Source organism: Streptomyces sp. R41, assembly GCF_041053055.1.
GTDB lineage: Bacteria > Actinomycetota > Actinomycetes > Streptomycetales > Streptomycetaceae > Streptomyces.
In genome coordinates, this window is record NZ_CP163443.1 from 8,228,426 (window position 1) to 8,253,903 (window position 25,478).

20 protein-coding genes are annotated in these 25,478 nt (G+C 70.7%); 12 read left to right on the forward strand and 8 right to left on the reverse strand.

Features of this window, described 5'->3' with window-relative positions:
• Positions 1–22: 22 nt before the first annotated feature.
• Positions 23–3,031: an alpha-mannosidase gene (locus tag AB5J53_RS37405; protein WP_369250032.1), complete on the reverse strand. Its 3,009-nt coding sequence runs from the start codon at positions 3,029–3,031 to the stop codon at positions 23–25.
• Positions 3,032–3,246: 215 nt separating this feature from the next.
• Here AB5J53_RS37405 and AB5J53_RS37410 point away from each other — a divergent pair, with 215 nt between their 5' ends.
• Positions 3,247–3,699, forward strand: coding sequence for an ATP-binding protein (locus AB5J53_RS37410; protein WP_369250033.1), 453 nt, complete (start codon positions 3,247–3,249; stop codon positions 3,697–3,699).
• A 110-nt stretch (positions 3,700–3,809) separates the two neighbouring features.
• Here the strand turns inward: AB5J53_RS37410 and AB5J53_RS37415 are convergent, their stop codons facing one another.
• Together AB5J53_RS37415 and AB5J53_RS37420 are read right to left on the reverse strand one after the other, a co-directional pair.
• Complete coding sequence (locus AB5J53_RS37415) at positions 3,810–4,847, reverse strand: DUF2637 domain-containing protein (protein ID WP_369250034.1); 1,038 nt, start codon at positions 4,845–4,847, stop codon at positions 3,810–3,812.
• Positions 4,848–5,150: 303 nt separating this feature from the next.
• A complete protein-coding gene (locus tag AB5J53_RS37420; protein ID WP_369250035.1) occupies positions 5,151–6,029 on the reverse strand; it encodes a (2Fe-2S)-binding protein in 879 nt (292 codons plus the stop codon).
• A gap of 157 nt (positions 6,030–6,186) precedes the next feature.
• Between AB5J53_RS37420 and AB5J53_RS37425 the strand changes: the two genes are divergently transcribed.
• Positions 6,187–7,026: a GntR family transcriptional regulator gene (locus AB5J53_RS37425; protein ID WP_369250036.1), complete on the forward strand. Its 840-nt coding sequence runs from the start codon at positions 6,187–6,189 to the stop codon at positions 7,024–7,026.
• 146 nt (positions 7,027–7,172) lie between these two features.
• Positions 7,173–7,484, forward strand: a complete 312-nt coding sequence (locus AB5J53_RS37430; protein WP_369250037.1) for a hypothetical protein — start codon at positions 7,173–7,175, stop codon at positions 7,482–7,484.
• A 109-nt stretch (positions 7,485–7,593) separates the two neighbouring features.
• Here the strand turns inward: AB5J53_RS37430 and AB5J53_RS37435 are convergent, their stop codons facing one another.
• Positions 7,594–8,367 carry a hypothetical protein gene (locus tag AB5J53_RS37435; protein WP_369250038.1) on the reverse strand — a complete coding sequence of 258 codons (774 nt, stop codon included), beginning with the start codon at positions 8,365–8,367 and terminating at the stop codon, positions 7,594–7,596.
• Between the two features lie 150 nt (positions 8,368–8,517).
• On the reverse strand, positions 8,518–10,191 hold the full coding sequence (locus AB5J53_RS37440; RefSeq protein ID WP_369250039.1) for a PucR family transcriptional regulator: 1,674 nt from the start codon (positions 10,189–10,191) through the stop codon (positions 8,518–8,520).
• A 434-nt stretch (positions 10,192–10,625) separates the two neighbouring features.
• On the opposite strand from AB5J53_RS37440, the gene AB5J53_RS37445 reads away from it, so the two are divergent.
• The 6 genes from AB5J53_RS37445 (at position 10,626) to AB5J53_RS37470 (ending at position 18,792) form a co-directional block, all read left to right on the forward strand.
• Positions 10,626–11,516, forward strand: coding sequence for a xanthine dehydrogenase family protein subunit M (locus AB5J53_RS37445; RefSeq protein WP_369250040.1), 891 nt, complete (start codon positions 10,626–10,628; stop codon positions 11,514–11,516).
• Positions 11,516–12,118 carry a (2Fe-2S)-binding protein gene (locus AB5J53_RS37450; protein ID WP_369250041.1) on the forward strand — a complete coding sequence of 201 codons (603 nt, stop codon included), beginning with the start codon at positions 11,516–11,518 and terminating at the stop codon, positions 12,116–12,118. The genes AB5J53_RS37445 and AB5J53_RS37450 overlap by 1 nt, the downstream gene beginning before the upstream one ends.
• A 2-nt stretch (positions 12,119–12,120) precedes the next feature.
• On the forward strand, positions 12,121–14,508 hold the full coding sequence (locus tag AB5J53_RS37455; RefSeq protein WP_369250042.1) for a xanthine dehydrogenase family protein molybdopterin-binding subunit: 2,388 nt from the start codon (positions 12,121–12,123) through the stop codon (positions 14,506–14,508).
• Between the two features lie 289 nt (positions 14,509–14,797).
• A complete protein-coding gene (locus tag AB5J53_RS37460) occupies positions 14,798–16,255 on the forward strand; it encodes an NCS2 family permease (protein ID WP_369250043.1) in 1,458 nt (485 codons plus the stop codon).
• A 65-nt stretch (positions 16,256–16,320) separates the two neighbouring features.
• Complete coding sequence (locus tag AB5J53_RS37465; RefSeq protein ID WP_369250044.1) at positions 16,321–17,472, forward strand: XdhC family protein; 1,152 nt, start codon at positions 16,321–16,323, stop codon at positions 17,470–17,472.
• A 147-nt stretch (positions 17,473–17,619) separates the two neighbouring features.
• A complete protein-coding gene (locus tag AB5J53_RS37470) occupies positions 17,620–18,792 on the forward strand; it encodes a glycoside hydrolase family 6 protein (protein WP_369250045.1) in 1,173 nt (390 codons plus the stop codon).
• Between the two features lie 43 nt (positions 18,793–18,835).
• Here the strand turns inward: AB5J53_RS37470 and AB5J53_RS37475 are convergent, their stop codons facing one another.
• Positions 18,836–19,276, reverse strand: coding sequence for an SRPBCC family protein (locus AB5J53_RS37475; RefSeq protein ID WP_369250046.1), 441 nt, complete (start codon positions 19,274–19,276; stop codon positions 18,836–18,838).
• A gap of 126 nt (positions 19,277–19,402) precedes the next feature.
• On the opposite strand from AB5J53_RS37475, the gene AB5J53_RS37480 reads away from it, so the two are divergent.
• Positions 19,403–20,413 (forward strand): DUF2278 family protein, encoded by a 1,011-nt coding sequence (locus AB5J53_RS37480; RefSeq protein WP_369250047.1) that lies wholly within the window; start codon positions 19,403–19,405, stop codon positions 20,411–20,413.
• Between the two features lie 89 nt (positions 20,414–20,502).
• Here the strand turns inward: AB5J53_RS37480 and AB5J53_RS37485 are convergent, their stop codons facing one another.
• Positions 20,503–21,252 (reverse strand): polysaccharide deacetylase family protein, encoded by a 750-nt coding sequence (locus AB5J53_RS37485; protein WP_369252685.1) that lies wholly within the window; start codon positions 21,250–21,252, stop codon positions 20,503–20,505.
• Positions 21,253–21,432: 180 nt separating this feature from the next.
• Here AB5J53_RS37485 and AB5J53_RS37490 point away from each other — a divergent pair, with 180 nt between their 5' ends.
• A complete protein-coding gene (locus tag AB5J53_RS37490) occupies positions 21,433–21,630 on the forward strand; it encodes a hypothetical protein (protein ID WP_369250048.1) in 198 nt (65 codons plus the stop codon).
• On the forward strand, positions 21,618–22,577 hold the full coding sequence (locus tag AB5J53_RS37495) for an AEC family transporter (protein WP_369250049.1): 960 nt from the start codon (positions 21,618–21,620) through the stop codon (positions 22,575–22,577). Before AB5J53_RS37490 ends, AB5J53_RS37495 begins: the two co-directional genes overlap by 13 nt.
• A 67-nt stretch (positions 22,578–22,644) precedes the next feature.
• On the opposite strand, the gene AB5J53_RS37500 is transcribed toward AB5J53_RS37495, so the two are convergent.
• On the reverse strand, positions 22,645–25,449 hold the full coding sequence (locus AB5J53_RS37500) for a beta-L-arabinofuranosidase domain-containing protein (RefSeq protein WP_369250050.1): 2,805 nt from the start codon (positions 25,447–25,449) through the stop codon (positions 22,645–22,647).
• Positions 25,450–25,478 lie beyond the last annotated feature (29 nt).

Sequence of the window (25,478 nt, forward strand, 5' to 3'; positions counted from 1 at the left end):
CGGCACGTAGCGCGCCCGGACCCTACGCCGGTCGCAGCCGCAGCGTGAGGATCTGGAACGGCCGCAGCTCGAACTCCGACGGGGCTTCGCGCAGCGGCCGTTCCAGCAGGTCGGTCACCTCGGTCCGGGCCACTGGGAAGCCGGTGCTCAGGGTGGCCCGCGCGCGCCCGCCCCGGGACTCGTACAGCCGGACCACCACATCGCCACCGCGGTCCTCGGCGAGCTTGACCGACTCGACGGTGACGGCCGGGTTGTCGACGCTCACCAGCGGTTCGAGCGAGGGCGCCGCGGCCGACCGCAGCGGCAGGTTCAGCGCGAGCCCCTCCGCGACGGCGTCTGTCACGCCCGCGCCCGGCAGCAGCGCGTACGTGAACCGGTGCGTGCCCAGATCCGTCTCCGGGTCCGGGCTGTGCGGGGCGCGCAGCAGCGTCAGCCGTACGGTCGTGCCCAGCCCGTGCTCATGCGGTGTGCGGGTCACGTCATGGCCGTACGTCGAGTCGTTGAGGACCGCCACGCCGTACCCGTCCTCCGCGACCCGCAGCCAGCGGTGCGCGCAGATCTCGAAACGGGCCGCGTCCCAGCCGGTGTTGGTGTGGGTGGGACGGTGCACATGGCCGAACTGGATCTCGGCGGCGGAGCGTTCGGCGTGCACGTCGAGCGGGAAGGCGGCCTTGAGCACCTTCTCCGACTCCCGCCAGTCGATGTCCGTCACGATGTCGAGCCGGCGGCTCGCGGCCGTCAGCCGGATCTCCTGGGTGACGCGGGACGTGCCGAAGACACGGACGACGCGGACCGTCGCCCGCAGCGGCCCGCTCTCGACCAGCTCCACCGACTCGGCGGCCGTCAGGTCCGTGTGCCTGCGCCGGTAGTGCCGGTCGATGTCCCAGGCGTCCCACGCGTTGGGGTGGTCCGGGTGCAGCTGGAGGAGATTGCCGGGGCCGCTGAGCACTTCGCGGTCGGCCGCGCGGTCCCGGACGGAGGAGAGCAGCCCGTCGCGGTCGATCGTCACCCGCAGCCATCGGTTCTCCAAGAGGACGGTGTCCCCGGTCCGTTCGGCCCGGACGCCCTCTTCGACAGTGGCCGATACGGCCGCACTCCCGAGTCCCGGCACCGTCACCAGCCCGTCCCCGACCACCTCCGTGCGCTCGTACGGCGAGGCGTTCAGCGCGGCGGGCGAGCCCGGCCCCAGCGCCCGTACCGCCTCCGCCGTGATCTCCTCCAGCTCCGCGAGCACCCGCGCGTAGGTCTCCCGTGCCTCGCGGTGCACCCACGCGATCGACGACCCCGGCAGGATGTCGTGGAACTGATGCAGCAGCACCGTCTTCCAGAGCCGGTCGAGGGCGTCGTACGGGTAGGCGTACGAGGGATCGCGTACGGCCGCCGCCGTGCACCACAACTCGGCCTCGCGCAGAGCGTGTTCCGATCTGCGATTGCCCTGCTTCGTCTTCGCCTGAGTGGTGTACGTGGCCCGGTGCAGCTCCAGATACAGCTCGCCGGACCACACCGGCGCGTGGCTTCCGTACTCCTCCTCGGCGGCCGCGAAGAAGGCCGAGGGCTTCTCGATCTCGACGCGCGGCGAGCCCTCCAGCGACCGCAACCGCCGTGCCTTCTCCAGCATTTCGCGAGTCGGGCCGCCCCCGCCGTCGCCCCAGCCGAAGGGGACGAGTGAGCGGGTGGCCCGCCCCTTGTCGGCGAAGTTCCTCTCCGCGTGGGCGAGTTCACGGCCGTGGAACTGGGAGTTGTACGTGTCCACGGGCGGGAAGTGGGTGAAGACGCGAGTGCCGTCGATGCCCTCCCACCAGAAGGTGTGGTGGGGCATTTTGTTGGACTGGTTCCAGCTCAGCTTCTGGGTGAGGAACCAGCGGACGCCCGCGAGCTTCGCCAGTTGAGGGAAGGCGGCCGTGTAGCCGAAGGAGTCGGGCAGCCAGATCTCCTCGGTCTCGACGCCCAGCTCCTCCTGGAAGAACCGCTTGCCGTGCACGATCTGCCGGGCCAGCGCCTCGCCGCCGGGCATGTTGGCGTCCGACTCGACCCACATCGAGCCCACGGGGGCCCAATTCCCTTCCTCCACCGCCTTCTTGATGCGTTCCCAGATGTGCGGCTGGTGCTCCTTGACCCAGGCGTACTGCTGGGCCTGCGAACAGGCGAAGACCAGCTCCGGGTAGTCCTGGGCGAGCGCGGTGACGTTGGCGAAGGTGCGCGAGGCCTTGCGGACCGTCTCGCGCAGCGGCCACAGCCACGCCGAGTCGATGTGGGCGTGCCCGGCCGCCGAGACCCGGTGCGCGCTGGCCGAGGCGGGCCTGGACAGCACATCCGTCAGCTCGGCCCGGGCGGCGGCCGCCGTACCGGACACGTCGTGCAGGTCCAGGGCGTCCAGCATGTCCTCGAGCGCGCGCAGGATCTCGTGCCGCCGCGGCCTGTCCGCGGGCAACTCGTGCATCAGCTCCGACAGCACTTCGATGTCGAGGACGAGCCGCCAGACGTCCTCGTCGAGTACGGCGAGATCGGCAGCCGCGAATCGGTAGATGGGCCGATCGCCCGCGGTCAGCACGTCCCCGAGGGACGTCGGCTCGAAGCCGTGCAGCACCGCCGGGTTGGCCGCCGCCTCCAGCAGCAGATGCACGGCCTCGCCTCCCCGCGCGGGTGCCGCGACGGTCAGATGCCGGTTGCGCGGGTGAATCCCCTTGAGGGGGACGCCGGCAGCGTCGTACAGGAGCCCCTCCGCCTGGAATCCGGGTCCGTCACCCGTGAAGCCGGGGTCGATCACCACCTCCACACGGCGGCCCGACCACTGCGCGGGCACCCGGCCCTCGATGCGGAACCAACTCGTCGACCAGGGCTTTCCCCAGACCGTGCCGGTCGTGAACGGCTCGTACGCGGCCTGCAGTGCCTGGTCGACGGGGACCGGCTCGCCGGGCACATGCCACACCGACAGCACCAGCGGCACCCGGTCCGCGTACTGCGCGGGGCGCAGGAACTGTCGCAGCGCGCGCTCCAGGCGCCCCTCCACCAGCGAACGGTCGTCGTGCACGGCGGCTCCTCGGCGCTCGGACGGCTCTGTCCACAGTTTCACTTCCCCGCCGGGATGCCGCGCATCCGTGGGCACCCGGCGGGTGGTTGACGATTCGACATGACTGTCACGTTCCCGACGGGGCATGGATTCCCGTGAACGTGTTCGAGCAGGAGGGAACCGACATCGGCGTGCAGGCGGGGGTCATGAAGAGGCAGGCACGAGGAGGTGGTCCGATGGCCATCGGGGCCTCCTCCGCGAAGGCAGTGGAGGAAGCGGCCGACAAGGTGACGGACCAGCCGGGTGACACGCAGCTCAGGCGCAGGCTGGGAAGGGCGGACCTGCGGGCCGTGCCGGAGGCCCGAAAGGCACTGAGGGAACTGTTACGCCACTGGGGGAAGCCGGGGAGGTCCGAGATAGCCGAGCTGCTGACCAGCGAGCTCGTCACCAACGCACTCATTCACACCGACCACGACGCGGTCCTGACGGCCACCGTCGGACCCCGCGGACTCCGCGTGGAGGTGCGGGACTTCGTGGGACGCAGGCCCAGACTGCGGGTACCGAACGCCGACGACGGTACGCACGGCAGAGGCCTCGTTCTCGTCCAGTCCCTCGCGGACGCGTGGGGCGTACGGGCGCACGGGGTGGGCAAGGCGGTGTGGTTCGAACTGGACGGCGGCGCGGTGTAGGGAACACACCACGCCGCCGTAGTCCTGTCCGGGCCCGGCCGGTGAACCGGCCGGGCAATCCGGGCTCGAGCTCAGGTCCGGCTTGAACCTCTGGCCCTTGGGCCTTGGTCTCAGCCGAACTGCTGCTCGAGGTCCTTGAGCTTGCGCTCCAGGGAGTCGAGTCGAGGCAGGGCCATCGTGTCGTCCTCGGCGGTCAGGTCGACGGTGATCGGCTCAGTGCTCTTGCGGACGGGCGTAAGGGAGGGCCGCGAGCGTACGGGCAGCTGCTCCGGCGATATGGCAGGCTCCGCGGAGGCCTGGGCGGGAGCTCGCTCCACGGTGGTCTCCAGCTGCTGCCGAGCGCCGCCGCGACCGGGCAGCCCACGGTGGCCGCGGCTGAGCGCCTTGAGGTGCGCCCGCTCGACCCGCTCCTCGTTCCGGCGGCGCAGTCGGTTCTGCTCCTTCTGGCGCCGGTCCTCGCGCACCTCGTCCACGGCCTCGTCAAGGGTGCGGACGTTCTCGAGCAGCATCAACGACCAGGCGCTGTACGTCTCACGGGGCGCGCGCAGCCAGCGGACGATGCGGATCTGCGGCAGCGGACGCGGGACCAGGCCCTGCTCACGCAGCGCGGCGCGGCGGGTCTGCTTCAGCGCGCGGTCGAACAGCACGGCGGCCGACAGCGACATGCCGGCGAAGAACTGCGGGGCGCCCGCGTGGTCGATGCCCCGGGGCGCGTGCACCCAGTTGAACCAGGCGGCGGCGCCGGCGAACGTCCACACGAGTATCCGGGAGCCGAGCGCCGCGTCACCGTGGCTGGCCTCGCGCACCGCGAGGACGGAGCAGAACATGGCCGCGCCGTCCAGGCCGAACGGGACGAGGTACTCCCAGCCGTCGGAGAGGCCGAGGTTCTGCTCGCCGAAGCCGACCAGGCCGTGGAAGGAGAGCGCTGCGGCGACCGCGGCACAGCAGAACAACAACACGTAGGAAGCCGTGCCGTAGATGGCCTCCTTACGCCTGCGACGCTCCTCGCTGCGCTCCCACGAGTCGTCGCTGCTCGCGTTCTCCCCGGACCGCTTGCCGCGCGCGAGCACCGCCACCGCCGCCAGCAGTCCCAGGAGCAAAACGGCGCCCGGAAGCAGCCAGTTCAGCGATATGTCGGTCAGTCTCATCTGGGGTCCCTTGCATTGGGATAGGGCGTAACGCCCGCCATAGTGGCCCAATCACGTCGGCCCTCAGGGGGTTTCGGGGCAAGAGGCCGCCAAGGGAGTGCAAGGGGATGCGCAGGGCGACATTCTGCTCGAACTTCCGCGCGAGGGACGGGAGTTGAGTGCGAATAAGATTACCCGTACGGATGGTTCCACGGAAAGTTCCTGCGACAAGTGAGGAAGTTGTGAATCGCCTGTAACCGCGCGGGTGTCCCGGTCGCGGATGATCTTACGGGATCCGGGGCCGTGCCCCGTCCTGAGGGTGAGTCAACTGGCGGATGCGGCCGCCAACTTGGTCACGCGGTCCGCGTCGCAGGTGCGCGGGCAGGTGGCGCAGGTGTCCTCGGGGCGCAGTGTGTAGAAGAGGCAGCAGCTGGCCCGGTCGCGGGTGGGCAGCGACTCCCCGTCCGGACCCCACAGTTCACGGAACGCGGCGGAGCCGACGTACGGCTGCGTCGACCCCGGCAGCAGCAGCTCCAGCTCGCCCATCGCGCGCCGCTCCTCGCCGAGCAGATGGGCGACGTACCAGAGGCCCTCGACGATCTCGTCGGTCGCCATGCCCCACAGGGCCCGGCCGCGCCGCCGCATACGCGGGCCGAAGCCGCCGAGGACCGGTTCCAGATGCTCGGCCACGGCGGCCCGCACCTCCGCCCGCAGCGCCTCCTCGTCCGGTACGACCCGGGCGCCGGGCAGGCCGGCCGCCGGATCGCCGGGCAGGCAGGCGAAGGTCGTGACGCGGACGGCCATGCGGCCGAGCGCGCGCTCGTATGTGACGTGCTCCACAGGAAAGCGGGGCACGCGACGCAGCAGGAACCACGGGACGGTGATCAGCAGGCAGGCGGGCCAGGCGTACCGGTGTAGTCCGAAGCTCGCCACGACATCCGGCCGCGCCCGCTGCCCGTAGTCCCGGAGCACCTGTGTTTCGTCCCACGCGAGAAACGCGTCGAGCTCGGCCCCGCCCTCCGCGAGCCGGGCGGCGGAGACCCAGCCGCCGTCCCGTGGTCCCGCTTCCCCGCGTCCCAGCTCGGTGACGCTCAGCCCGGGGAAGACCTCGGTCAGCCGGGCGTACGCGTCCGCGACGACCGAGGAGGCCGGGCGTATATCGGTGCCGGCCGGGGCGGCGGAGGGCAGGGTGGGAGCGGGCATACGGGGACCACCGCTTCACGATCGTTTGCAGGTTAGGCTTACCTTACCCCGTGTACATGATGTTTGAACTGAGGCCATGTGCGCCTATGGTGCTTGACGGACGGGTAACAACCGCCGCAATGACCCCCAAGTACCACCAAGCCCGGAGGAGGACCCCGTGGAGCAGGCCGGCCCGCGCAATGCGTACGGCCCCGCCGGTGCGGGGGTCCCGGACGTCCGTACGGGAGCCGTGCGGGTGCCCGCGCAGCCGCAGGCCGCGGACGTGGACCGCAAGCGGGGTGTCGCCGCCGAAGGGGCCGGTGCCGTGGCTCGCGGTGAGCACACGCACAGTGAGGCGCCCATCCCGCGCCCGCGCGTCGAGGCCGCGCGTCCCGTCGTCCAGCGCGCCTCCGTACGCGGGCAGATCCTCGACGCCCTGCGCACCGCGCTCGTCGCGGGCGAGCTCGCCCCCGGAGAGGTGTACTCGGCGCCCGCGCTCGGTGAGCGGTTCGGTGTGTCCGCCACGCCGGTACGGGAGGCCATGCAGCAGCTCGCGCTGGAGGGCGCCGTCGAGGTCGTACCCAACAGGGGCTTTCGCGTCGTCGAGCGCGGCACGCGGGAGCTGGCCGAACTCGCCGAGATCCGGGCGCTGATCGAGGTTCCGGTGATGCTGCGGCTCGCGCGCACCGTGCCCGCGGCACGCTGGGCGGAGCTGCGCCCGCTCGCCGAGGCGACGGTACGGGCCGCCTCCTCGGGCTGCCGCGCGACCTACGCCGAGTCCGACCGCGCCTTCCACCGCGGGGTGCTCGCCCTCGCCGGCAACGTCCAGCTGGTGCAGATCGCGGACGACCTGCACCGCCGCGCTCAGTGGCCCCTCGTCGGCGGCCCCGTCACCCGCGGCCGCGCCGACCTCGTGGCCGACGCCGCCGAACACACCGCCCTCCTGGACGCGTTGATCGTCGAGGACCTGACGGTCGTGCAGTCGCTGGTGCGGGAGCACTTCGCCGGAGCGTCCTGAGGCAGCGGGTACGTGCCCTTCCGCTCACCCGTGTCACGGATCCGTACGGTCCACGCAACACACCCCGCCGCCGGGAACCCGGCCCGGGCCGCACGCGTGCCTTCGCGTACACGGCGAGAGCCGGACCGAAACCGGGGGAGAGACCGATGCCCGACCCGTCCTGGATGGCCCAGCAACAGGCACAGCAGGCCGCACAGCAGGCCCAGCAGATCCATCAGAACCACGTACGCCACCACCGCCACATGCACGACATGGCCCGCGCCCACGGCCGTCACTCCGGCGCGCCCCACATGCACCGCCCCATGTCGTACGGCGGCGGCCGGGGCGGCGGACTGCGCGGCTTCCTGACGCTCCTCGTGATCGTGGCGGTGGTCGTCCTCGTGGCCCGCGACCCCGAACTTCGCACGACGGTAGCGACGTTCGCCCGCGACCTGTTGGCGCGAGTCCAGAGTCAGTAATGAGGCGGAACTGGTGAACTCGGGGCAGGGAAGCAGAGTCGGGGGCGCGGGGGAACGGCGCGACCAGCCACGACGCGGCCGCAGCCGACGAACTGCCTCCCCGCGGGTATCAGGCCGTCGCCGCAGGCGGAGTCAACTGCTCCGCCAGCCAGGTGGGTACACCCCCGAGCAACCGGAACAACCGCCCCGCCTCCGCGCGTAGCCGAGACGCCTCAGGCTCGGCCTCCGCATCGGCCAGGGACGCCAACGCCGGAGCCGTACCCACGAGATACCCCAGCTCCTCACGGATCCGCAGAGACTCGGCGAAGCCGTGTCGCGCCTCCGCCAGTTCCCCGTCCCGCAGGGCGAGCCCGGCGAGGTGCCGCCAGGTGAAGGAGAGCAGCAGCGCGTCGCCCTGGGCGACCGCACCCGCGTGGGCACGCCGATACGCGGCCCGCGCGGACTGCGGCGAGCGGGCGAGGTTCTCGGCGAGCAGCCCTCGCCGGAAGTCCAGGAGGGCCCGCCCGGGCGCCCCGGGAGTGAGCAGCGCCGCCGCCCGGCCGAGCGCCGCGCGCGCCTCGTCCGCCCGGTCACGCACCCCGAGCAGCGTGGCCGCGTACGCGAGCTGCCCGCGCTCGCAGGCCGCCGCGCCCCGCTCGTCGTCGCTTTGCGCCACCGCCTCCGCCGTGCGCAAGGCGTCCTCCGCCTCGGCCCAGCCCTGTTCGGTGTACAGACACCGCTCGACGAGGAGCGAGGCTCTCTGCAGCGCCGCCCCCGCCGTGTGCGGCTTGAGCAGCGCGGCCGCGTCGGCCCAGCAGGCGCGCGAACGCAGCCGCCATACCGCGGTCTGGAGTGGATCGTCCCCTGCAGTCGTTCCGGAACCAGACATGGCGGTATGCGCCACGTTGCCCTCCCCGAGCACACCATTGAGCTGTTGAGTGGTGGCATCTCAGCACGGATCGCGGGGCCCGGCCAAGGGGGTGGGTGAAGGATTTCACAAAGTCGTGGGACACCGGAGGCACTTGGGGAGAGTGGGGCCGGCGAGCCCGCGACCTCAGCTCATGCGCAAAGCCAGGAAGAAATCGAGTTTGTCCTCCAGTCGCGACAGGTCCCGACTCGTCAACTGCTCGATACGGCCCACCCGGTAGCGCAAGGTGTTGACGTGCAGGTGCAGACGTGTGGCGCAGCGGGTCCACGAGCCGTCGCAGTCGAGGAACGCCTCCAGGGTGGGGATCAGCTCGGCGCGGTGGCGGCGGTCGTAGTCGCGCAGCGGGTCGAGGAGCCGGGCGGTGAAGGCGCGGCGTACGTCGTCGGGCACGAAGGGGAGCAGGAGCACGTGCGACGCCAGCTCCTGGTGCCCGGCCGCGCACACCCGCCCGGGGCGCGCCGCGGCGACCCGGCGCGCGTGCCGGGCCTCCTCCAGCGCACCGCGCAGCCCCTCCGCCGAGTGCACGGCGGCGCTGACGCCGAGCGTGAGCCGCCCGTCGTCGTTCAGGCCTGCCGACAGCGGGTCGCGTACGGCCTCCAGGAGCGTGTCGGCGAGCAGCCCCGACTCGGAGCCGTCGTGTTCCGTCGACACCGCCGGTAGGGGTACGAGCGCGATCGCCTCGTCACCCGTGTGCGCGACGGCGATCCGGTCGGAGTGCTCGGGGCCCGTCGACAGCGGGTCGACGAGGATCTCCTCCAGGAGCGACTGGGCGACCGGACCGCCCTCGATCTCGCCACCGTCCCACTCGACGCGGGCCACGACCACCTGCCAGTGCGGTGCGGCGCCGAGGCCGGGCAGCAGCACCGGCGCGGCCACCCGCAGCCGCGCCGCGATCTCGGCGGGCGCGGCGCCCGTCTGCACCAGCTCCAGGATCTCCTGCGCGAGCCGTCGGCGCACCGTGCGCGCCGCGTCCCGCCGGTCCCGTTCCACCGCGATCAGCTGGGTGACGCCCTGGAGCAGGTCGAGCCGCTCATCGGGCCAGTCCCCGGCGTCCGCCTCGACGGCGAGCAGCCAGTCGGAGAGCACCGTCGCGCGCACGTCACGGGAGGCGCCCGTGGAGCGCCCGGACGAGCGGATCGGGAAGAGCGAGTACGTCGTCGTGCCGACCGTCACCCGGTGCGGCCCGCGGCGTCCGGTGCGCGCCGCCGCCAGATGCTCGGCGGCCAGCTCGGCGCACACGTCCACGGGCAGTCCGGCGCCCGCGAGCTTCGAGCCCGCGATGGGCCGTCCGGTGGGCGAGAGGACCCAGGCCCGCAGATCCAGGTCGGTGCCGAGCAGGTCCAGGACCACGTCGGGACCCCCGCCGGCCGGGCCCGACGTCATCATCCGCCGGTGCCGGTCCACCACGGCGGCCAGGTCCCCGGCGCGCTCGCCCGAGACCTGTCGTACGACGTGCTCGGTGATCGTCGCGAAGGCCACCGACTCATTCACGGCGAACAGCGGCAGCCGGTGCCGGGCGCACGCCACGACCAGGTCGTCGGGGATGTCGCCGAGCTCCGCCTCACCGGCGGCCAGCGCCGCGACCCCGGCGCCGGCGAGGATGCGTACGAAGGGCTCGGAGTCCGCCGCGTCGTGCCGCCAGGCGAGGCCGGTGAGGACCAGTTCGCCGCCGGAGAGATAGCGGCTGGGGTCCTTGAGGTCCGTGGTCATCACACCGCGGACGGTGCGGTCCAGCTCATCCTCGCCGCCGAGCAGCCGCAGGCCCAGCGCGTCGGTGTCCAGCAGTGCGCGCAGCCGCATTCTCGTCGCCGCCGTTCTTTGTCTCGAAATCTACGATGGATCTGTGGTGAGGACCGCGCGAGCGGGTTCTCGGGCTCCGGAGAGCGGCCTCAGGGGGTCCTCAGGACGGTGGTCCCGGCCCCTCCGAGGCTGTGTCCTGGGCTTTTGCGAGCTGTGCTCTCTCTGACCCGGGCCGTGCTTGAAGTTTCCAGAGGTCTGTGTCTGACGTTTCCAGAGGAAAACAAAGAGGTTACTGAGGACCTCCGTTCATACGAATCTACAAGATGCGCGCCCTGGCCAGCCAACTCCTTCATGGTTTCGGTGACTGACCCCGGTGTTCGACTGCGCGGTGTACTGACCCCAATCCGCGTTAACAACTCATGAACGAGCCAGGCCGCCGCACACGATCTTTGGCTCAAACAGAACGACCCACGATACGAAGAAGAGAGCCACTCATGGACTTCCTTCGCCCCGCCAGCTGGGAGGAGGCGCTCGCCGCCAAGGCTGAGCACCCCACCGCTGTGCCGATTGCGGGTGGCACCGATGTGATGGTCGAGATCAACTTCGACCACCGCCGGCCCGAGTACCTCCTTGACCTGAACCGCATCGGCGAGCTGAGCGAGTGGGAGGTCGGCGAGGAGAGCGTGCGTCTGGGCGCCTCCGTTCCGTACACCCAGATCATGGAGAACCTGCGCGGCGAGCTTCCCGGCCTGGCCCTGGCCTCGCACACGGTGGCCTCCCCGCAGATCCGCAACCGCGGCGGCGTGGGCGGCAACCTCGGCACCGCCTCCCCGGCCGGTGACGCCCACCCCGCGCTCCTCGCGGCGGGCGCCGAGGTCGAGGTCGAGTCCGTACGCGGCTCGCGGCTGATCCCGATCGACGAGTTCTACACCGGCGTGAAGCGCAACGCGCTCGCGGCCGACGAACTGATCAGGGCCGTACACATCAAGAAGGCGGACGGCCCGCAGCAGTACTCGAAGGTCGGCACCCGCAACGCGATGGTGATCGCGGTGTGCGCCTTCGGCCTGGCTCTGCACCCCGAGACCCGTACGGTCCGCACCGGCATCGGCTCGGCCGCGCCGACCCCGGTCCGTGCCAAGGCCGCCGAGGAGTTCCTCAACGCGGCGCTCGAAGAGGGCGGCTTCTGGGACAACGGAAAGATCATCACCCCGTCGGTCGCCAAGCAGTTCGCGGACCTGTGCTCCGCCGCCTGCAACCCGATCGACGACGTCCGGGGCACGGCGAGCTACCGCCGCCACGCGGTCGGCATCATGGCCCGCCGCACCCTGACCTGGACCTGGGAGTCCTACCGCGGCACCGCCGCTCGCACGGAGGGAGTCGCGTAATGCGCGTCAATTTCACGGTCAACGGCCGTCAGCAGGAAGCCGACGACGTGTGGGAGGGCGAGTCCCTTCTGTACGTGCTGCGGGAGCGCCTGGGCCTGCCGGGCTCCAAGAACGCCTGTGAGCAGGGCGAGTGCGGTTCCTGCACGGTCCGCCTCGACGGTGTGCCGGTCTGTTCGTGTCTGGTCGCGGCCGGTCAGGTCGAGGGCCGCGAGGTCGTCACGGTCGAGGGGCTCGCGGACTTCGCCAAGCAGCGTGCGGAGCACGGCGGTTGTGCCACCGGCGCCTGCGGCACGGCAGGGAAGTCCGGCACGACGCTCGACGAGGCCAAGCAGTGGGTCGCCAAGGGCACCGACTCCCAGACCGGCGAGGGCACCGAACTCTCCCCGATCCAGCAGGCGTTCATCGACGCCGGAGCCGTCCAGTGCGGTTTCTGCACCCCGGGTCTGCTGGTCGCGGCGGACGAGATGCTGGAGCGCACCCCGAACCCGACCGACGCGGACATCCGCGAGGCGCTCTCGGGCAACCTGTGCCGCTGCACCGGCTACGAGAAGATCATGGACGCGGTCCGCCTCGCGGCCGCCCGGCAGTCTGAGGCGGTCTGACCATGGGAACCACGGGTACGCCCACCAAAATCACGCAGGGCACGAAGACCAAGGGCGGCATCGGCGAGTCCACGCTGCGCCCGGACGGCATCCTCAAGGTCACCGGCGAGTTCGCCTACTCGTCCGACATGTGGCACGAGGACATGCTCTGGGGCCAGATCCTGCGCTCCACGGTCGCCCACGCCGAGATCGTGTCGATCGACACGAGCGAGGCCCTCAAGACGCCGGGCGTCTACGCCGTCATGACGTACGACGACCTGCCCACCGAGGTGAAGAACTACGGCCTGGAGATCCAGGACACCCCGGTGCTCGCGCACGGCAAGGTCCGCCACCACGGCGAGCCCGTCGCCATCGTCGCCGCCGACCACCCGGAGACCGCGCGCCGCGCCGCCGCCAAGATCAAGGTCGAGTACAGGGAACTCCCGGTCATCACGGACGAGGCGTCCGCGACCGCGCCCGACGCGATCCTGATCCACGAGGGTCGCGACGACCACCACATCGGTCACGTCCCGCACCCGAACATCGTGCACCGCCAGCCGATCGTGCGCGGCAACGCCGACGAGGCCGCCAAGAAGGCCGACTTCATCGTCAAGGGCGAGTACACCTTCGGCATGCAGGACCAGGCCTTCCTCGGCCCGGAGTCCGGTCTCGCCGTGCCCTCCGAGGACGGCGGTGTCGACCTCTACATCGCCACCCAGTGGCTGCACTCCGACCTCCGCCAGATCGCCCCGGTCCTCGGCCTGCCCGAGGACAAGGTCCGTATGACGCTCTCCGGCGTCGGCGGCGCCTTCGGCGGCCGCGAGGACCTGTCGATGCAGATCCACGCCTGCCTGCTGGCGCTGCGCACCGGCAAGCCCGTCAAGATCGTCTACAACCGCTTCGAGTCCTTCTTCGGACACGTCCACCGCCACCCCGCGAAGCTCTACTACGAGCACGGGGCGACCAAGGACGGCAAGCTCACGCACATGAAGTGCCGGATCGTCCTGGACGGCGGCGCCTACGCGTCCGCCTCCCCGGCGGTCGTCGGCAACGCCTCGTCCCTGAGCGTCGGTCCGTACGTGATCGACGACGTCGACATCGAGGCCATCGCGCTCTACACCAACAACCCGCCCTGCGGCGCCATGCGCGGCTTCGGCGCGGTCCAGGCGTGCTTCGCCTACGAGGCCCAGATGGACAAGCTCGCCGACAAGGTGGGCATGGACCGGGTCGCCTTCCGTCAGCTCAACGCGATGGAGCAGGGCACGATCATGCCGACCGGGCAGCCGGTCGACTCCCCGGCGCCGGTCGCCGAACTGCTGCGCCGCGTCAAGGCGATGCCCCTGCCGCCGGAGCAGCAGTGGCTCGCGGCCGGCGAGGAGGCGGACGTGCGCCAGCTGCCGGGCGGTCTGTCCAACACCACGCACGGCGAAGGCGTCGTACGGGGTGTCGGCTACGCTGTCGGCATCAAGAACGTCGGCTTCTCCGAGGGCTTCGACGACTACTCGACGGCCAAGGTGCGCATGGAGGTCGTCGGCGGCGAGCCCGTCGCCACGGTCCACACCGCGATGGCGGAGGTCGGCCAGGGCGGTGTCACCGTCCACGCGCAGATCGCCCGCACCGAGCTGGGCGTCACCCAGGTGACGATCCACCCGGCGGACACCCAGGTGGGCAGCGCCGGTTCGACGTCCGCGTCGCGTCAGACGTACGTCACCGGTGGCGCCGTCAAGAACTCCTGCGAGCTCGTGCGCGAGAAGGTCCTGGAGATCGGCCGCCGCAAGTTCGGTACGTACCACCCGGCTTGGGCCACCGCCGAACTCCTCCTGGAGGGCGGCAAGGTCGTCACCGACGGCGGCGAGGTCCTCGCCGACCTGGTCGACGTGCTCGAAGGTGAGCCCGTCGAGGTCGAGGCCGAGTGGCGGCACCGTCCGACGGAGGCCTTCGACCTGCGCACCGGCCAGGGCAACGGCCACGTCCAGTACTCCTTCGCCGCGCACCGCGCGGTCGTCGAGGTGGACACCGAGCTCGGCCTGGTCAAGGTCATCGAGCTGGCCTGCGCCCAGGACGTCGGCAAGGCGCTCAACCCGCTGTCCGTCATCGGCCAGATCCAGGGTGGCACGCTCCAGGGCATGGGCATCGCCGTGATGGAGGAGATCGTCGTCGATCCCAAGACCGCGAAGGTCAGGAACCCGTCCTTCACGGACTACCTGCTCCCCACGATTCTCGACACGCCGACCATCCCGGTCGACGTGCTCGAACTCGCCGACGAGCACGCCCCGTACGGGCTGCGCGGCATCGGCGAGGCCCCGACCCTGTCGTCCACCCCGGCCGTCCTCGCGGCGATCCGGAACGCGACGGGTCTGGAGCTCAACCGGACGCCGGTACGCCCCGAGCACCTCACGGGCACCGCGTAAGGCACCGGACAGGACTCTCCGGGCGGCGAGGGAACGTCACACTTCGCCGCGCCGCCCGGAGTACTCAAGTACCGCACCGCTCGCGGAACTTGGCACATCGGCGAGGAGCAGCAAGCGCCGGCACACCAGTCAGTACCAGCAGTACTAGCAGTCCCCATCGTTCGTCTCGGGCCGTCCCCCGGGTCGTGCGGCCGAAGCACCTTCCCAAATCCCGCAGCCGCGCTCGCGGTTGACCGGCCGTCAGGTCGGTTGAAGCGGGTGCCCCTTTGAACCTTGGGAGTAGGCCCACATGACCCAGCAGTCACTGGAGCCGAAGACCGCCGCGGAGGACGCGGGCACGGGTAGCCGTGTCCCGGCCGGACGGTCTTGGCTCGACCGGTACTTTCACATATCCCAGCGGGGAAGCTCGATCGCGCGTGAGGTGCGCGGTGGCGTCACCACCTTTATGGCGATGGCGTACATCCTGCTGCTCAACCCCCTGATCCTGTCCGGCAAGGACGCGGCGGGGGACACGCTCGGCCAGAAGGCCCTGATCACCGCGACCGCGTTCGCGGCGGCCTTCACCACGCTTCTGATGGGCTTCGTCGGCAAGGTGCCGCTCGCCCTCGCCGCCGGACTGTCCGTCTCCGGTGTGCTCTCCTCACAGGTGGCTCCGCAGATGACCTGGCCGCAGGCCATGGGAATGTGCGTGATGTACGGCGCCGTCATCATGCTTCTGGTCGTCACCGGCCTGCGCGAGATGATCATGAATGCGATCCCGCTTGCGCTCAAGCACGCGATCACCATGGGCATCGGCCTGTTCATCGCACTGATCGGCCTGGTGAAGGCCGGCTTCGTCCACCAGGGCAAGTCGACCCCGGTCACGCTCGGCCCGACCGGTGAACTCGCCGGCTGGCCGGTCCTGCTCTTCGCGGCGACCCTGCTGCTGATCTTCATGCTCCAGGCACGCGGTGTCCCCGGCGCGATCCTCATCGGCATCGTCTCCGGCACGGTCGTGGCCGTCGTCCTCAACGGCCTCGGCGTCATCGACCCCAAGCAGTGGGCCAGCGGCGCTCCCGAGCTGCACGGCAGCGCGGTCTCGATGCCGGACTTCTCGCTCTTCGGCAACGTCGAGTTCGGCGGCTGGGGCCAGGTCGGCGCGATGACGGTCGGCATGATCGTCTTCACCCTCGTGCTCGCCGGGTTCTTCGACGCGATGGCCACCATCATCGGTGTCGGCACGGAGGCCAAGCTGGCCGACGCGCAGGGCCGCATGCCGGGCCTGTCCAAGGCGCTGTTCATCGACGGCGCCGGCGGTGCGGTCGGCGGTGTCGCCGGAGCGTCCGGCCAGACGGTCTTCGTCGAATCGGCGACCGGCGTCGGCGAGGGCGCCCGCACGGGCCTCTCCTCGGTCGTCACCGGCCTGTTCTTCGCGGCCTGTCTGTTCTTCACCCCGCTGACGGCGATCGTCCCCGGCGAGGTCGCGGCGGCGGCGCTGGTCGTCATCGGCGCCATGATGATGATGAACGCCCGTCACGTGGACTGGGCCGATCGCGCCACCGCGATCCCGGTCTTCCTCACCGTGGTGATCATGCCGTTCACGTACTCCATCACCGCGGGCGTCGCGGCCGGAGTCATCAGTTACGTCGCCATCAAGATCGCCCAGGGCAAGGCCCGGGAGATCGGGGCGTTCATGTGGGGCCTGACGGCGATCTTCCTCGTCTACTTCGCCCTGAACCCGATAGAGAGCTGGATGGGCGTGCACTGACGCCCTGGGCCCGGTGGTCGAACCGGGCCCGCCCTCCACACAACCGCTGTTAAGGAGACCCAGACATGCTGGACATCGCCGAAGAGCTGCACCGGTGGGTCGAGCAGGGACGCGACTTCGCCGTGGCCACCGTGGTGGCCGTCGGCGGCAGCGCCCCCCGCCAGCCGGGCGCCGCACTCGCCGTCGACTCCGACGGCACGGCGATCGGCTCGGTCTCCGGCGGTTGTGTGGAGGGCGCGGTCTACGACCTGTGCCAACAGGCGCTGGAGGACGGCGAAACGGTCCTCGAACGCTTCGGCTACAGCGACGAGGACGCCTTCGCCGTCGGACTGACCTGCGGCGGCATCATCGACATCCTGGTGACGCCGGTCCGTTCCGGCGACCTCGCCCGGCCGGTGCTCGCGACCGCGCTGGCCGCCGCCGCGGCCGGGGAGGCGGCGGCGGTCGCGCGGATCGTGACCGGTCCTGGCGAACTGCTGGGCCGCGCGCTGCTCGTTCGCCCCGACGGCTCCCACGAGGGCGGCTTCGGCGCCCACCCCGAACTGGACCGCACGATCGTGGACGAGGCGGCCGCCTTCCTTGACGCGGGCCGCACCGGCACCCTGGAGATCGGAGAGCAGGGCTCTCGCTGCGGAGCACCGCTCACGGTCCTGGTGGAGTCCTCGGTCCCGCCGCCCCGCATGATCGTCTTCGGCGCGATCGACTTCGCGTCGGCGCTGGTCCGCATCGGCAAGTTCCTCGGCTACCGCGTCACCGTCTGCGACGCCCGCCCGGTCTTCGCGACCGCCACCCGTTTCCCCGAGGCCGACGAGATCGTCATCGAGTGGCCGCACACGTACCTGGAGCGCACCGAGGTCGACTCCCGCACGGTGCTGTGCGTCCTGACCCACGACGCCAAGTTCGACATCCCCCTGCTCCAGCTCGCGCTGCGGCTGCCGGTGGCGTACGTGGGCGCGATGGGCTCGCGCCGGACGCACCTCGACCGGAACGAGCGCCTGCGGGAAGTGGGCGTGACCGAGCTGGAGCTGGCGCGGCTCAGGTCGCCGATCGGCCTGGACCTGGGGGCGCGTACGCCCGAGGAGACGGCTCTGTCGATCGCCTCGGAGATCGTGGCCGATCGGCGTGGGGGGAGCGGGGTTTCGCTGACCGGGGCGCATACGCCCATTCATCACGAGGGGGCCCCGGCGCCTGCGGCGCGGATCGGGTCGGTGGCCTGACCGACGTACGAGGAGAGGGTCCGCCACAGACCGTGGCGGACCCTTTCTCGTGCCTTACGTATTGACGCGAGCATGCCCCTCGACGAGTCTCCTGTGGGAGCGCTCCCGCAAGTCCCCCGTGACCGTTGCGAACAGGAGTGAACCCGGATGAGACGTGCCTCAACATGGCTCGCCGCCTTGTCGGTCGGGCTGGCCGCCCTCTTCGCGGCACCATCGGCGCAAGCCGCGGAGTCGGTGGACCACGGACCTTCGCTGTACGTTCCTGAGGCCAACCCGGCGGCGTACCGGCAGGCCCTCGACCTGGCCCACGGGGGCCAATTCCTCGACGCGGCGGGCGTCTTGGCCATGGCGAACACCCCGCAGGCCGTCTGGTACGGCGACCAGTCCCCGGCCCAGGTGGAGCGGCTGATCCGCGCAGTCGTGCGGGACGCGGACCGCGCCGACGCGATCCCCGTGCTCGCGCTGTACAACATCCCCGGCCGCGACTGCTCCAACTACTCCGCGGGTGGCGCAGCCAACACGGCGGAGTACAAGCAGTGGATCGACGCGGTGGCGCGCGGCATAGGAGGCCGCGACGCGATCGTCACCCTCGAGCCCGACGCCCTCGCGCTGCTGCCGTCCGACTGCGGGCAGGACGACGCGCAGGGCACGAAGACCGCCGCGCGGTACGTCGAGGTCAACTACGCGGTGGACAAGCTGGAGCCGCCGGCGGGTACGCGGGTGTACCTGGACACCGGCCATCCCGGCTGGCACACCGTCAACTCCATCGTGCCGCGCCTCATCAAGGGCGGCATCGCACACGCCTCCGGCTTCTACACCAACGCCTCGAACTACAACACCGACGACGCCAACTCCTGGTACGGCAAGCTGATCTCCTCGTGTCTGGCGTACGCCGACGAGGGCGGCGACGTCGCCGAATGTCCCCACCAGTGGTGGCCGCGGGCCGACGCGCGGGCCTGGCTCGACGCGCATGTGCACACACCCCCGTCCCGGATGAAGCACTTCGTCACGGACTCCAGCCGTAACGGGCAGGGCCCCTGGACTCCGCCCGCGGGCCAGTACACGGACCCGCAGGACTGGTGCAATCCGCCGAACCGGGGCCTCGGTGCCCGCCCGACCCTGCGCACCGGTGACCCGTTGCAGGACGCCCGGCTGTGGATCAAGACGCCCGGCGAGTCGGACGGGCTGTGTCTGCGCGGTACGGCGGGGCCCGAGGATCCTGAACGGGGGATGGTGGACCCGAACGCGGGGGACTGGTTCCCCGAACAGGCCCTGGAGCTCGTCCGGTTCGCCGACCCGCCCATTTTCGGCGGACCTTGAGGGTTCAGGGGCCACGGGAGCCATGGGCCGCGCGTGGATGCGCTCACCCCCGGCGCAGCAGTCCGTCCATCGCCCGCCCGAACATCCACCGTGCCGCCCACCCCAGCGGCCGGTCGGCGATCCGGGGCAGCCACCGCACCCTCAGATCCTCCCGCCAGACCACCCGTGAGCCCCCGCCGTCCACCGGGTGCACCTCGATCTCGGCCCACCCCGTCACGAAGGTGCCGCGCTTGACCAGCCGGCACCGCCCCGGGCCCCCGTCCTCCGGCGGCCGCCAGGTCACGACCTCCATCGGGTCGTCGAACGCCATGGGCCCCATTCCCGACCGTGCCACGAACACCGTGCCCTCCCGGGTCGGCGGGGGCGTGCGCACGGTGACCCTGGTCAGCGGTACGACGTCCGCGTGCCGGGGCCAGTCGGTGAGGCGACGCCAGCTCTGGTCGACGGGGTGCGGGGATACGCGTTCCAGCAGGAAGAGGACCACGGGGGTGATCGTAGGTAATCGCACGGGAAGTGAATTCTCACGCAACCGCCCGAAATCGGACGCAGCCGCCCTACCATTCCCTCATGGGGCGAGCAATGCCGCGGCCCCCAGGGGGAGTTGGTCACCATGCCGCTGAAGGCGTACGGCGTACTGATCACACGGGCGGTCGACACCCGACGAGAGGGATCCGTCGACACCCCGCACTACCAGATCCATCTGACGGACGATCAAGGGACTCACTACCGTGCCGCGGTGAACGTGATGTCCCAGGAGCGGCCGTCCGAGTTGCTCTATCTCGTCAACGACGACTTCCAGCACCCGGTCACCACGCACCTGGAGGGCCTGGCCTCCGGCTGGAACACGCTGCCGTCGGGCCCCGGCGGCCCGAACCTCGACTTCGTACGGGGCAACCTCTTCGATCCGGCGAAGATGCGTCCCCTGCCACCCGACGTGGCGGGTCCCGACAACGACCTGGCCGACCTGCTCGACCACTACGTACGGCGCGCGGTGGACGACCCGGCCGCCCGGATGTACGTCTTCGGCGAGCGCTTCGGCCCCGAGCCGACCGTCCGGGACAAGGTCTTCGGCTTTCTGCCCGGAAACGGCGTGCACGACATCCATATGAACCAGGGCAACAGCGCCCGCTTCCAGGGTGACGACGGGGTCTGGCAGGACGGCGGGCTGCTGATCCACTTCCCGGCCCAGTCGCGCTGGGTCGGTGTCTTCCTGGCCTTCCAGAGCCAGGCCTGGCACACGGACGACATCACCGGTCACGCGATCGTCCCGCCCGGCGACTCCCGCCCCGAGCCGGGCGGTCAGCCGGTCCGCGTCGTGGCGGCCCTCGTCAATCCCCGTGGCCCGGCGCCCGAGTCCGAGAACGTCACGCTCATCAACGCCTCGCCCGACCCGGTCGACCTCACCGGCTGGCGCGTCGCCGACCGGCTCGGCCACACCTGCGCAGTGCCCGCCGGTCGACTCGCCGCCGGTGCCGCCCTGGTGGTCCCCCTCACGGACGGAGTCCAACTGGGCAACAGCGGCGGCCAGATCACCCTGCTGGGCGCCGACGGCCTGAAGGTGCACGGCGTCTCGTACACCGCGCAGCAGGCGGCACGCGAGGGCTGGACGGTCGTGTTCTGACGAACCGCTGGGGGAGGCCGGCATGGCCACTGACGGCCGGTACGGCTCGGCGGGTCTCCTGATGTACCCCCGCCAGTCCTGACGGCCCGTCAAGGCCGGTACACCGTACCGGGCTTGGCCTTCCCCGGCGCCAGCAGCTGCGGCACCGTCACGAACACGTACCCCCGCTTCTTCAACGCGTCGATGATCCCGGGCACCGCGGGCACGGTGCCCGGGTAGAGGTCGTGCAGCAGGATGATCCCGTCCCGGGACGACTGCTGCAGGACGCGCTTCTGGATCAGCTCGGGGTCGCTCGTCCTGTAGTCCTTGGCGGTCACGCTCCACAGGACCTCGGCCAGCCCCAGTTGGCGGCTGATCTTGTGCACCGTGTCGTCGGTACGCCCCTGCGGCGGCCGCATCAGCGTCGGCTTGTGCCCGGTGAGCCGCTCTATCGCGTCGTTGGGCTTCTGCAGCTCCTCCCGTATCTGCTCCGGCGTGATCCGCGTGAGGATCTTGTGGTCCCAGGTGTGGCTGGCCACCTCGTGTCCCTCGTCGGCCATGCGCTTCACCAGCTCGGGGTACTTCTCGATGTGCCGCTTGCCCAGCAGGAAGAACGTCGCCGGGACCTGCTTCTCCTTGAGGATGTCGAGCAGCCGGGCCGAGTGCTCACTCGGACCGGCGTCGAAAGTCAGCGCGATGCACTTGGCCTCCCGGCAGTCCACGGTCCCGAACCGTGCCTGCGCGCGGGCGGCGCTCGGCGCGGTGGTGTGGACCGTCGTGCACCCCGTCAGCGGCAGGGCCAGCGCGACGACGGCGGAGATCGTCGCCGCCGCACGGAACCTGGTCCCCGGTCTTTTCATCTTCCTGGTCAGTGAAGGCATGTCGAGACTATACATGCGGTGTATACATCGAATGTATAGTCCCTCGTGGTGCGCGAAATGCCTGCTCCGGGCCGCCGTGTGTCCTGATCGCCGACCGCGGCCACGTGCGCCGAGCGGCGGTGAGGCAGGTGAACCACCGGCAAGGCCAGTCCGCGCACGATGTACGAGATCGCCGTAATCGACGGCGGCTTCGCGGGGGCCGCCGCTCGCGGCCGTACGGCGTGCGAACTGCCCCCGGTCTCCCGGACCGACGACCACAGGTACCCGCCGGGCGAGAACTCCGTGATCCGGAAGCTGATCACCGGTTACCGTGCACTCACCGACGCCGGGGAGGCCGTACGTCCATGGGGGCACTGACCGCACTGGAGAAACTCGTACCGGTGGTGCTGGCCTTCGGCTGCGGAGTCCTGCTCGCGCGCCGCAAGGTCGTGCCGGCGGACAGCTCGCGGGCCTTCGCCGACTACGCGTTCCTCTTCGCGGTTCCCTGCTATCTCTTCGGCAATATCTACAGCAGCGACCTGGGCGCCCTGTTCGACTGGCGCGCCATCCTGGCGTACGCGACCACGGCGGCTCTCGCGGTGCTGACGGTCGGTGTCCTCGCGGGCCTGGGCGGCATACGCGATCCCCGGGGAATCGCGCTGCGCATCATGGCCGGGGTCCAGGTGAACACGGCCTATTTCGCCGTACCCGTGTTCATCACGCTCTTCGGGAACGCGGCCCCGATCTTCCCGGTGCTCCTCTTCCAGGTCTGCGTCCTGACCCTCGTCATCATCTCGATCATGGAACTGGGGCGGCCGGAGCGCGACGCCACCGCGGGCACGGGCCCCCGGCTGCTGCTGCGCGCCGTCGGGGCCTCCCTCGTCACCCCGGTCGTCCTCGCCTGCAACGCGGGCATCCTGCTCAATCTGCTGTCGGTGCACGTCCCGAAGGCGGCCCTGGACGGATTCTCGTTCGTCGGCGACAGTGCGTCCCCCGTGGCGCTGTTCGCCCTCGGGCTGCACCTGGGCGGCAGCGGACTCTCCGTCCGGGACACCACCCGGGAGGAGATCGGGCTCATCGCCTTCAAGTGCCTGGTCTTCCCCCTGATGACCTGGGCGGTCTGCGCCACCGTCTTCGGAGTCGACGGCGACTGGCTGAAGTACCTCGTGCTCATCGCCGCGATGCCGGCCCCGCAGAACCTGTTCATCTTCGCCCAGCGCTACGACGTCGGGGTCGACATGTCGGCGTCACTCGTGATCAAGAGCTCGGTCGCGGCCCTGTTCCTGCTTCCCCTGTGGATGCAGTGGGCGGTACACGTCGGCTGAGCCCCCAACCCACGCCCGGCAGGTGACGGGGGAGCCCCTGCGGGCCTGGTGAGTCCGCCTGTCGGCGTCAGGACGCGTACGAGGCGTTCCGTGCCGTCTCCACCACCTTCTCGCCGTCGGCCGTGCCGAGCAGGCCCGCGGACACCCAGGCGTCCACCGTGGCCCGCACCCGTGAGACCAGCGCGCCCTTGCCGCGGAACGGAGCCCCGGCCCAGATCTCGTCGAGGAGGGTGGTGCCGTCGGCCCTGGCCGGATTGGCGACGCCGGAGTCGGTGCCGCCGAAGACCACCAGCGGCTCGGCCCGCCGGACGTAGGCGTGCGTGGGGTCCTCGGTCCCCTCGAAGAAGGGCGCGAACTCGGTGCCGTCGAGCGTGTAGTGGAGCGGCTTGCCCGTCACGGGGGTGAGCGTGGGCAGCAGATCGCCGGAGAGAGCCGCGTTGCGGTAGAGCCCGAACGGGAGATAGCTCGTGCTCGCGTCGCGGGCGACCAAGTTGACCGGCCCGTAGAACAGGGTCTGTACGGACGGATCGTCGAGGGCCTTCTCCACCCGCAGCCGGAACGGCACGGCGACCCGCACGACGTCACCGCGACGCCAGGACCGGGAGACGGCGAAGTAGCGGCCGGCGACCGGAGTGCCGCTCACCGCCTTGCCGTTGACCGTCACCCGGAAGCCGCTGGTCGCCCATGGCGGCACCCGCAGCCGCAGCTCGAAGGCCGCACTGCCGCCCCCGATGGTGAGCGTGGAACCCTGCTCCCTGGGATAGTCGGTGGTCTGCGTGACGGTGACGCCCTTCTCGGCCCAGGTCAGCCTGGTCGGGCTGTACAGATTGACGTACAGCGCGCTCCCGTCCGCCGCCTTGAAGTACACCGAGTCCTGGTACTTGGTGGCGCTCTCCATGCCCGTGCCCTCGCAGCAGGTGGTTCCCTGCTTGGGCGTGTAGTCACGGACATGGCCGGGCGTCAGGCCGATGAAGTAGGTGACGAGCGGTTTCTCGGCGTCGGCCTTGTCCTGCTTCGAGCCGAGCACCTGGTTGTACAGGGCCCGCTCGTAGTAGTCCATGTACTTCGGGTCCCGCGTGTGGAAGAACAGCATCCGGCTGAGCTTGAGCATGTTGTACGCGCAGCAGGTCTCGGCGTCGGTGGCACTGATCGTCCCGGCGATGACGCCGCGGGCCTTCCAGAACTCACCGGTGCTGGTGCCGCCGATCCCGTACATGCGCACGGGGACGACCATGTCCCAGAAGTTCCGCGCGGCGCTCAAGTACCGCTGCTCGCCCGTCGCGTCGTACAGCCGCAGCAACCCGGTGAAGATGGGAATGTGCTGGTTGGCGTGCAGCCCGTCGAGGGTGTCGGTGTTCGCGGCGCACGCGTCGATGAGCTTGTCCAGGTCGAACAGCCGGGCCAGCGCGAGATGTTCGGCCTTGCCGGTGAGGGCGTGCAGATCGCAGATCGCCTCGACGATGCCGCCGAACTCGCCGCTGGAGAAGATGCCCCACATCCGCTGCAGGGTGGCGTCGGGCAGCTTCGACAGCCGGGAGTACATCCAGTCGCACATCCCGGACGCGAGGTCGAGCGCCCGCGCGTCGTCGGTGTACAGGTACGCGTCCAGCAGCCCGCGCAGGATCTTGTGCGCGGTGTAGTACGGCGCCCACACCTTGGTGTAGTCGCCGCTCGTCATCGACTCCAGCAGGATGAACTGCGTCTCCGGGTAGGCCGCGAGGAACCCGGGATGGCTCGGCCCGCCCCAGGTGCGGCGCAGGGTGGCGTCCAGGCCGCGCCCGGAGGTGTCCGCGAAGGTGCCACCGGTCGTCTCGTCGAAGGCGTACGAGGCCAGGTCGCCCCGGCCGGTGGACGCGTCGGCGGCCCGGCTGCTTTGCAACGCGGTGATCTCGTCGGCGGTCAGCGCCCGCGACCACACGTTGAACTCGTCGAACGCCCCGGCGAACACCGGGTCGCTGGAGTAGTTCGAGCGGCCGAGCCAGTTGTTCTTCAGGGTGCCCAGGTCCGCCGGGGTCAGGTTCATCGCCGTGTTCCGGGCCACGGCGTCGCCGTTGACGTAGAGGGTGCCGGTGCCGCCCGCGATCGTCACCGCCAGATGACTCCACTCGTTCAGCGGCAGCGCCGCGGTGCCGTCGAGGCCCTGCTCGCCGGCCGGCCCGCCGGTCGTGATGGCGAAGCGCGGGACTCCGCTCGCGTTGCGGGCGGCGAGATAGAGATAGCGGGTCGTGTCGTCGCCGAAGTCGAAGACCCGGCTCCAGTCGGCGTCATGGGTCGGTTTCACCCAGGCCGACAGGGTGATCGCCGAGGCACCGCCGAGCACACCGGCCGGCAGGTCGACGTACTGGTAGGAGCCCCGGACATTCTCCGCAGCCGTCCCGAACCGGCCCGCCACGCTCAGCACCGCCGGATCGTGCCGCAGCGCCTCGCGCACCTCGGTCAGTGCCCCCACGATGGAGCCGATCCTGTCGGCGTACGCCTGCTCGCCCGTGCCGCCGTAGGCCTGGGAGAGCATGGTCAGGAAGTGACCGGTGTAATGCCCGCGGAGGTTGCCGTTCGCCTCGCCGTCGAGGCCCTCCCAGCCGCCGGGGGCGACCGCGCCGAGCGTGGAGAGCCCGGCGCACGCGCGGAAGACCTGGAGCAGCCGGTTCACGTCGTAGCCGCGGCCGTGGTCGAGCATCAGCGCGCGCTTGGTGGCGAACAGGCCCTCGCCGAGCGCCACTTCCCTGAGCTGGAACGGCCGGAGCGTCCAGGCGGACGGCGCCGGGAGCGTGGCCGCGGCGGCGCGGCCACCGGCGGCGTACGCGAGTCCTGGTGCCCCCGCGGCGAGTATCGCGGTCTGCAGCACGGCACGTCGGGACAGGGGCGGTGTCATGGTGAGCGTTCCTCGTCTTGTGGGGAGGG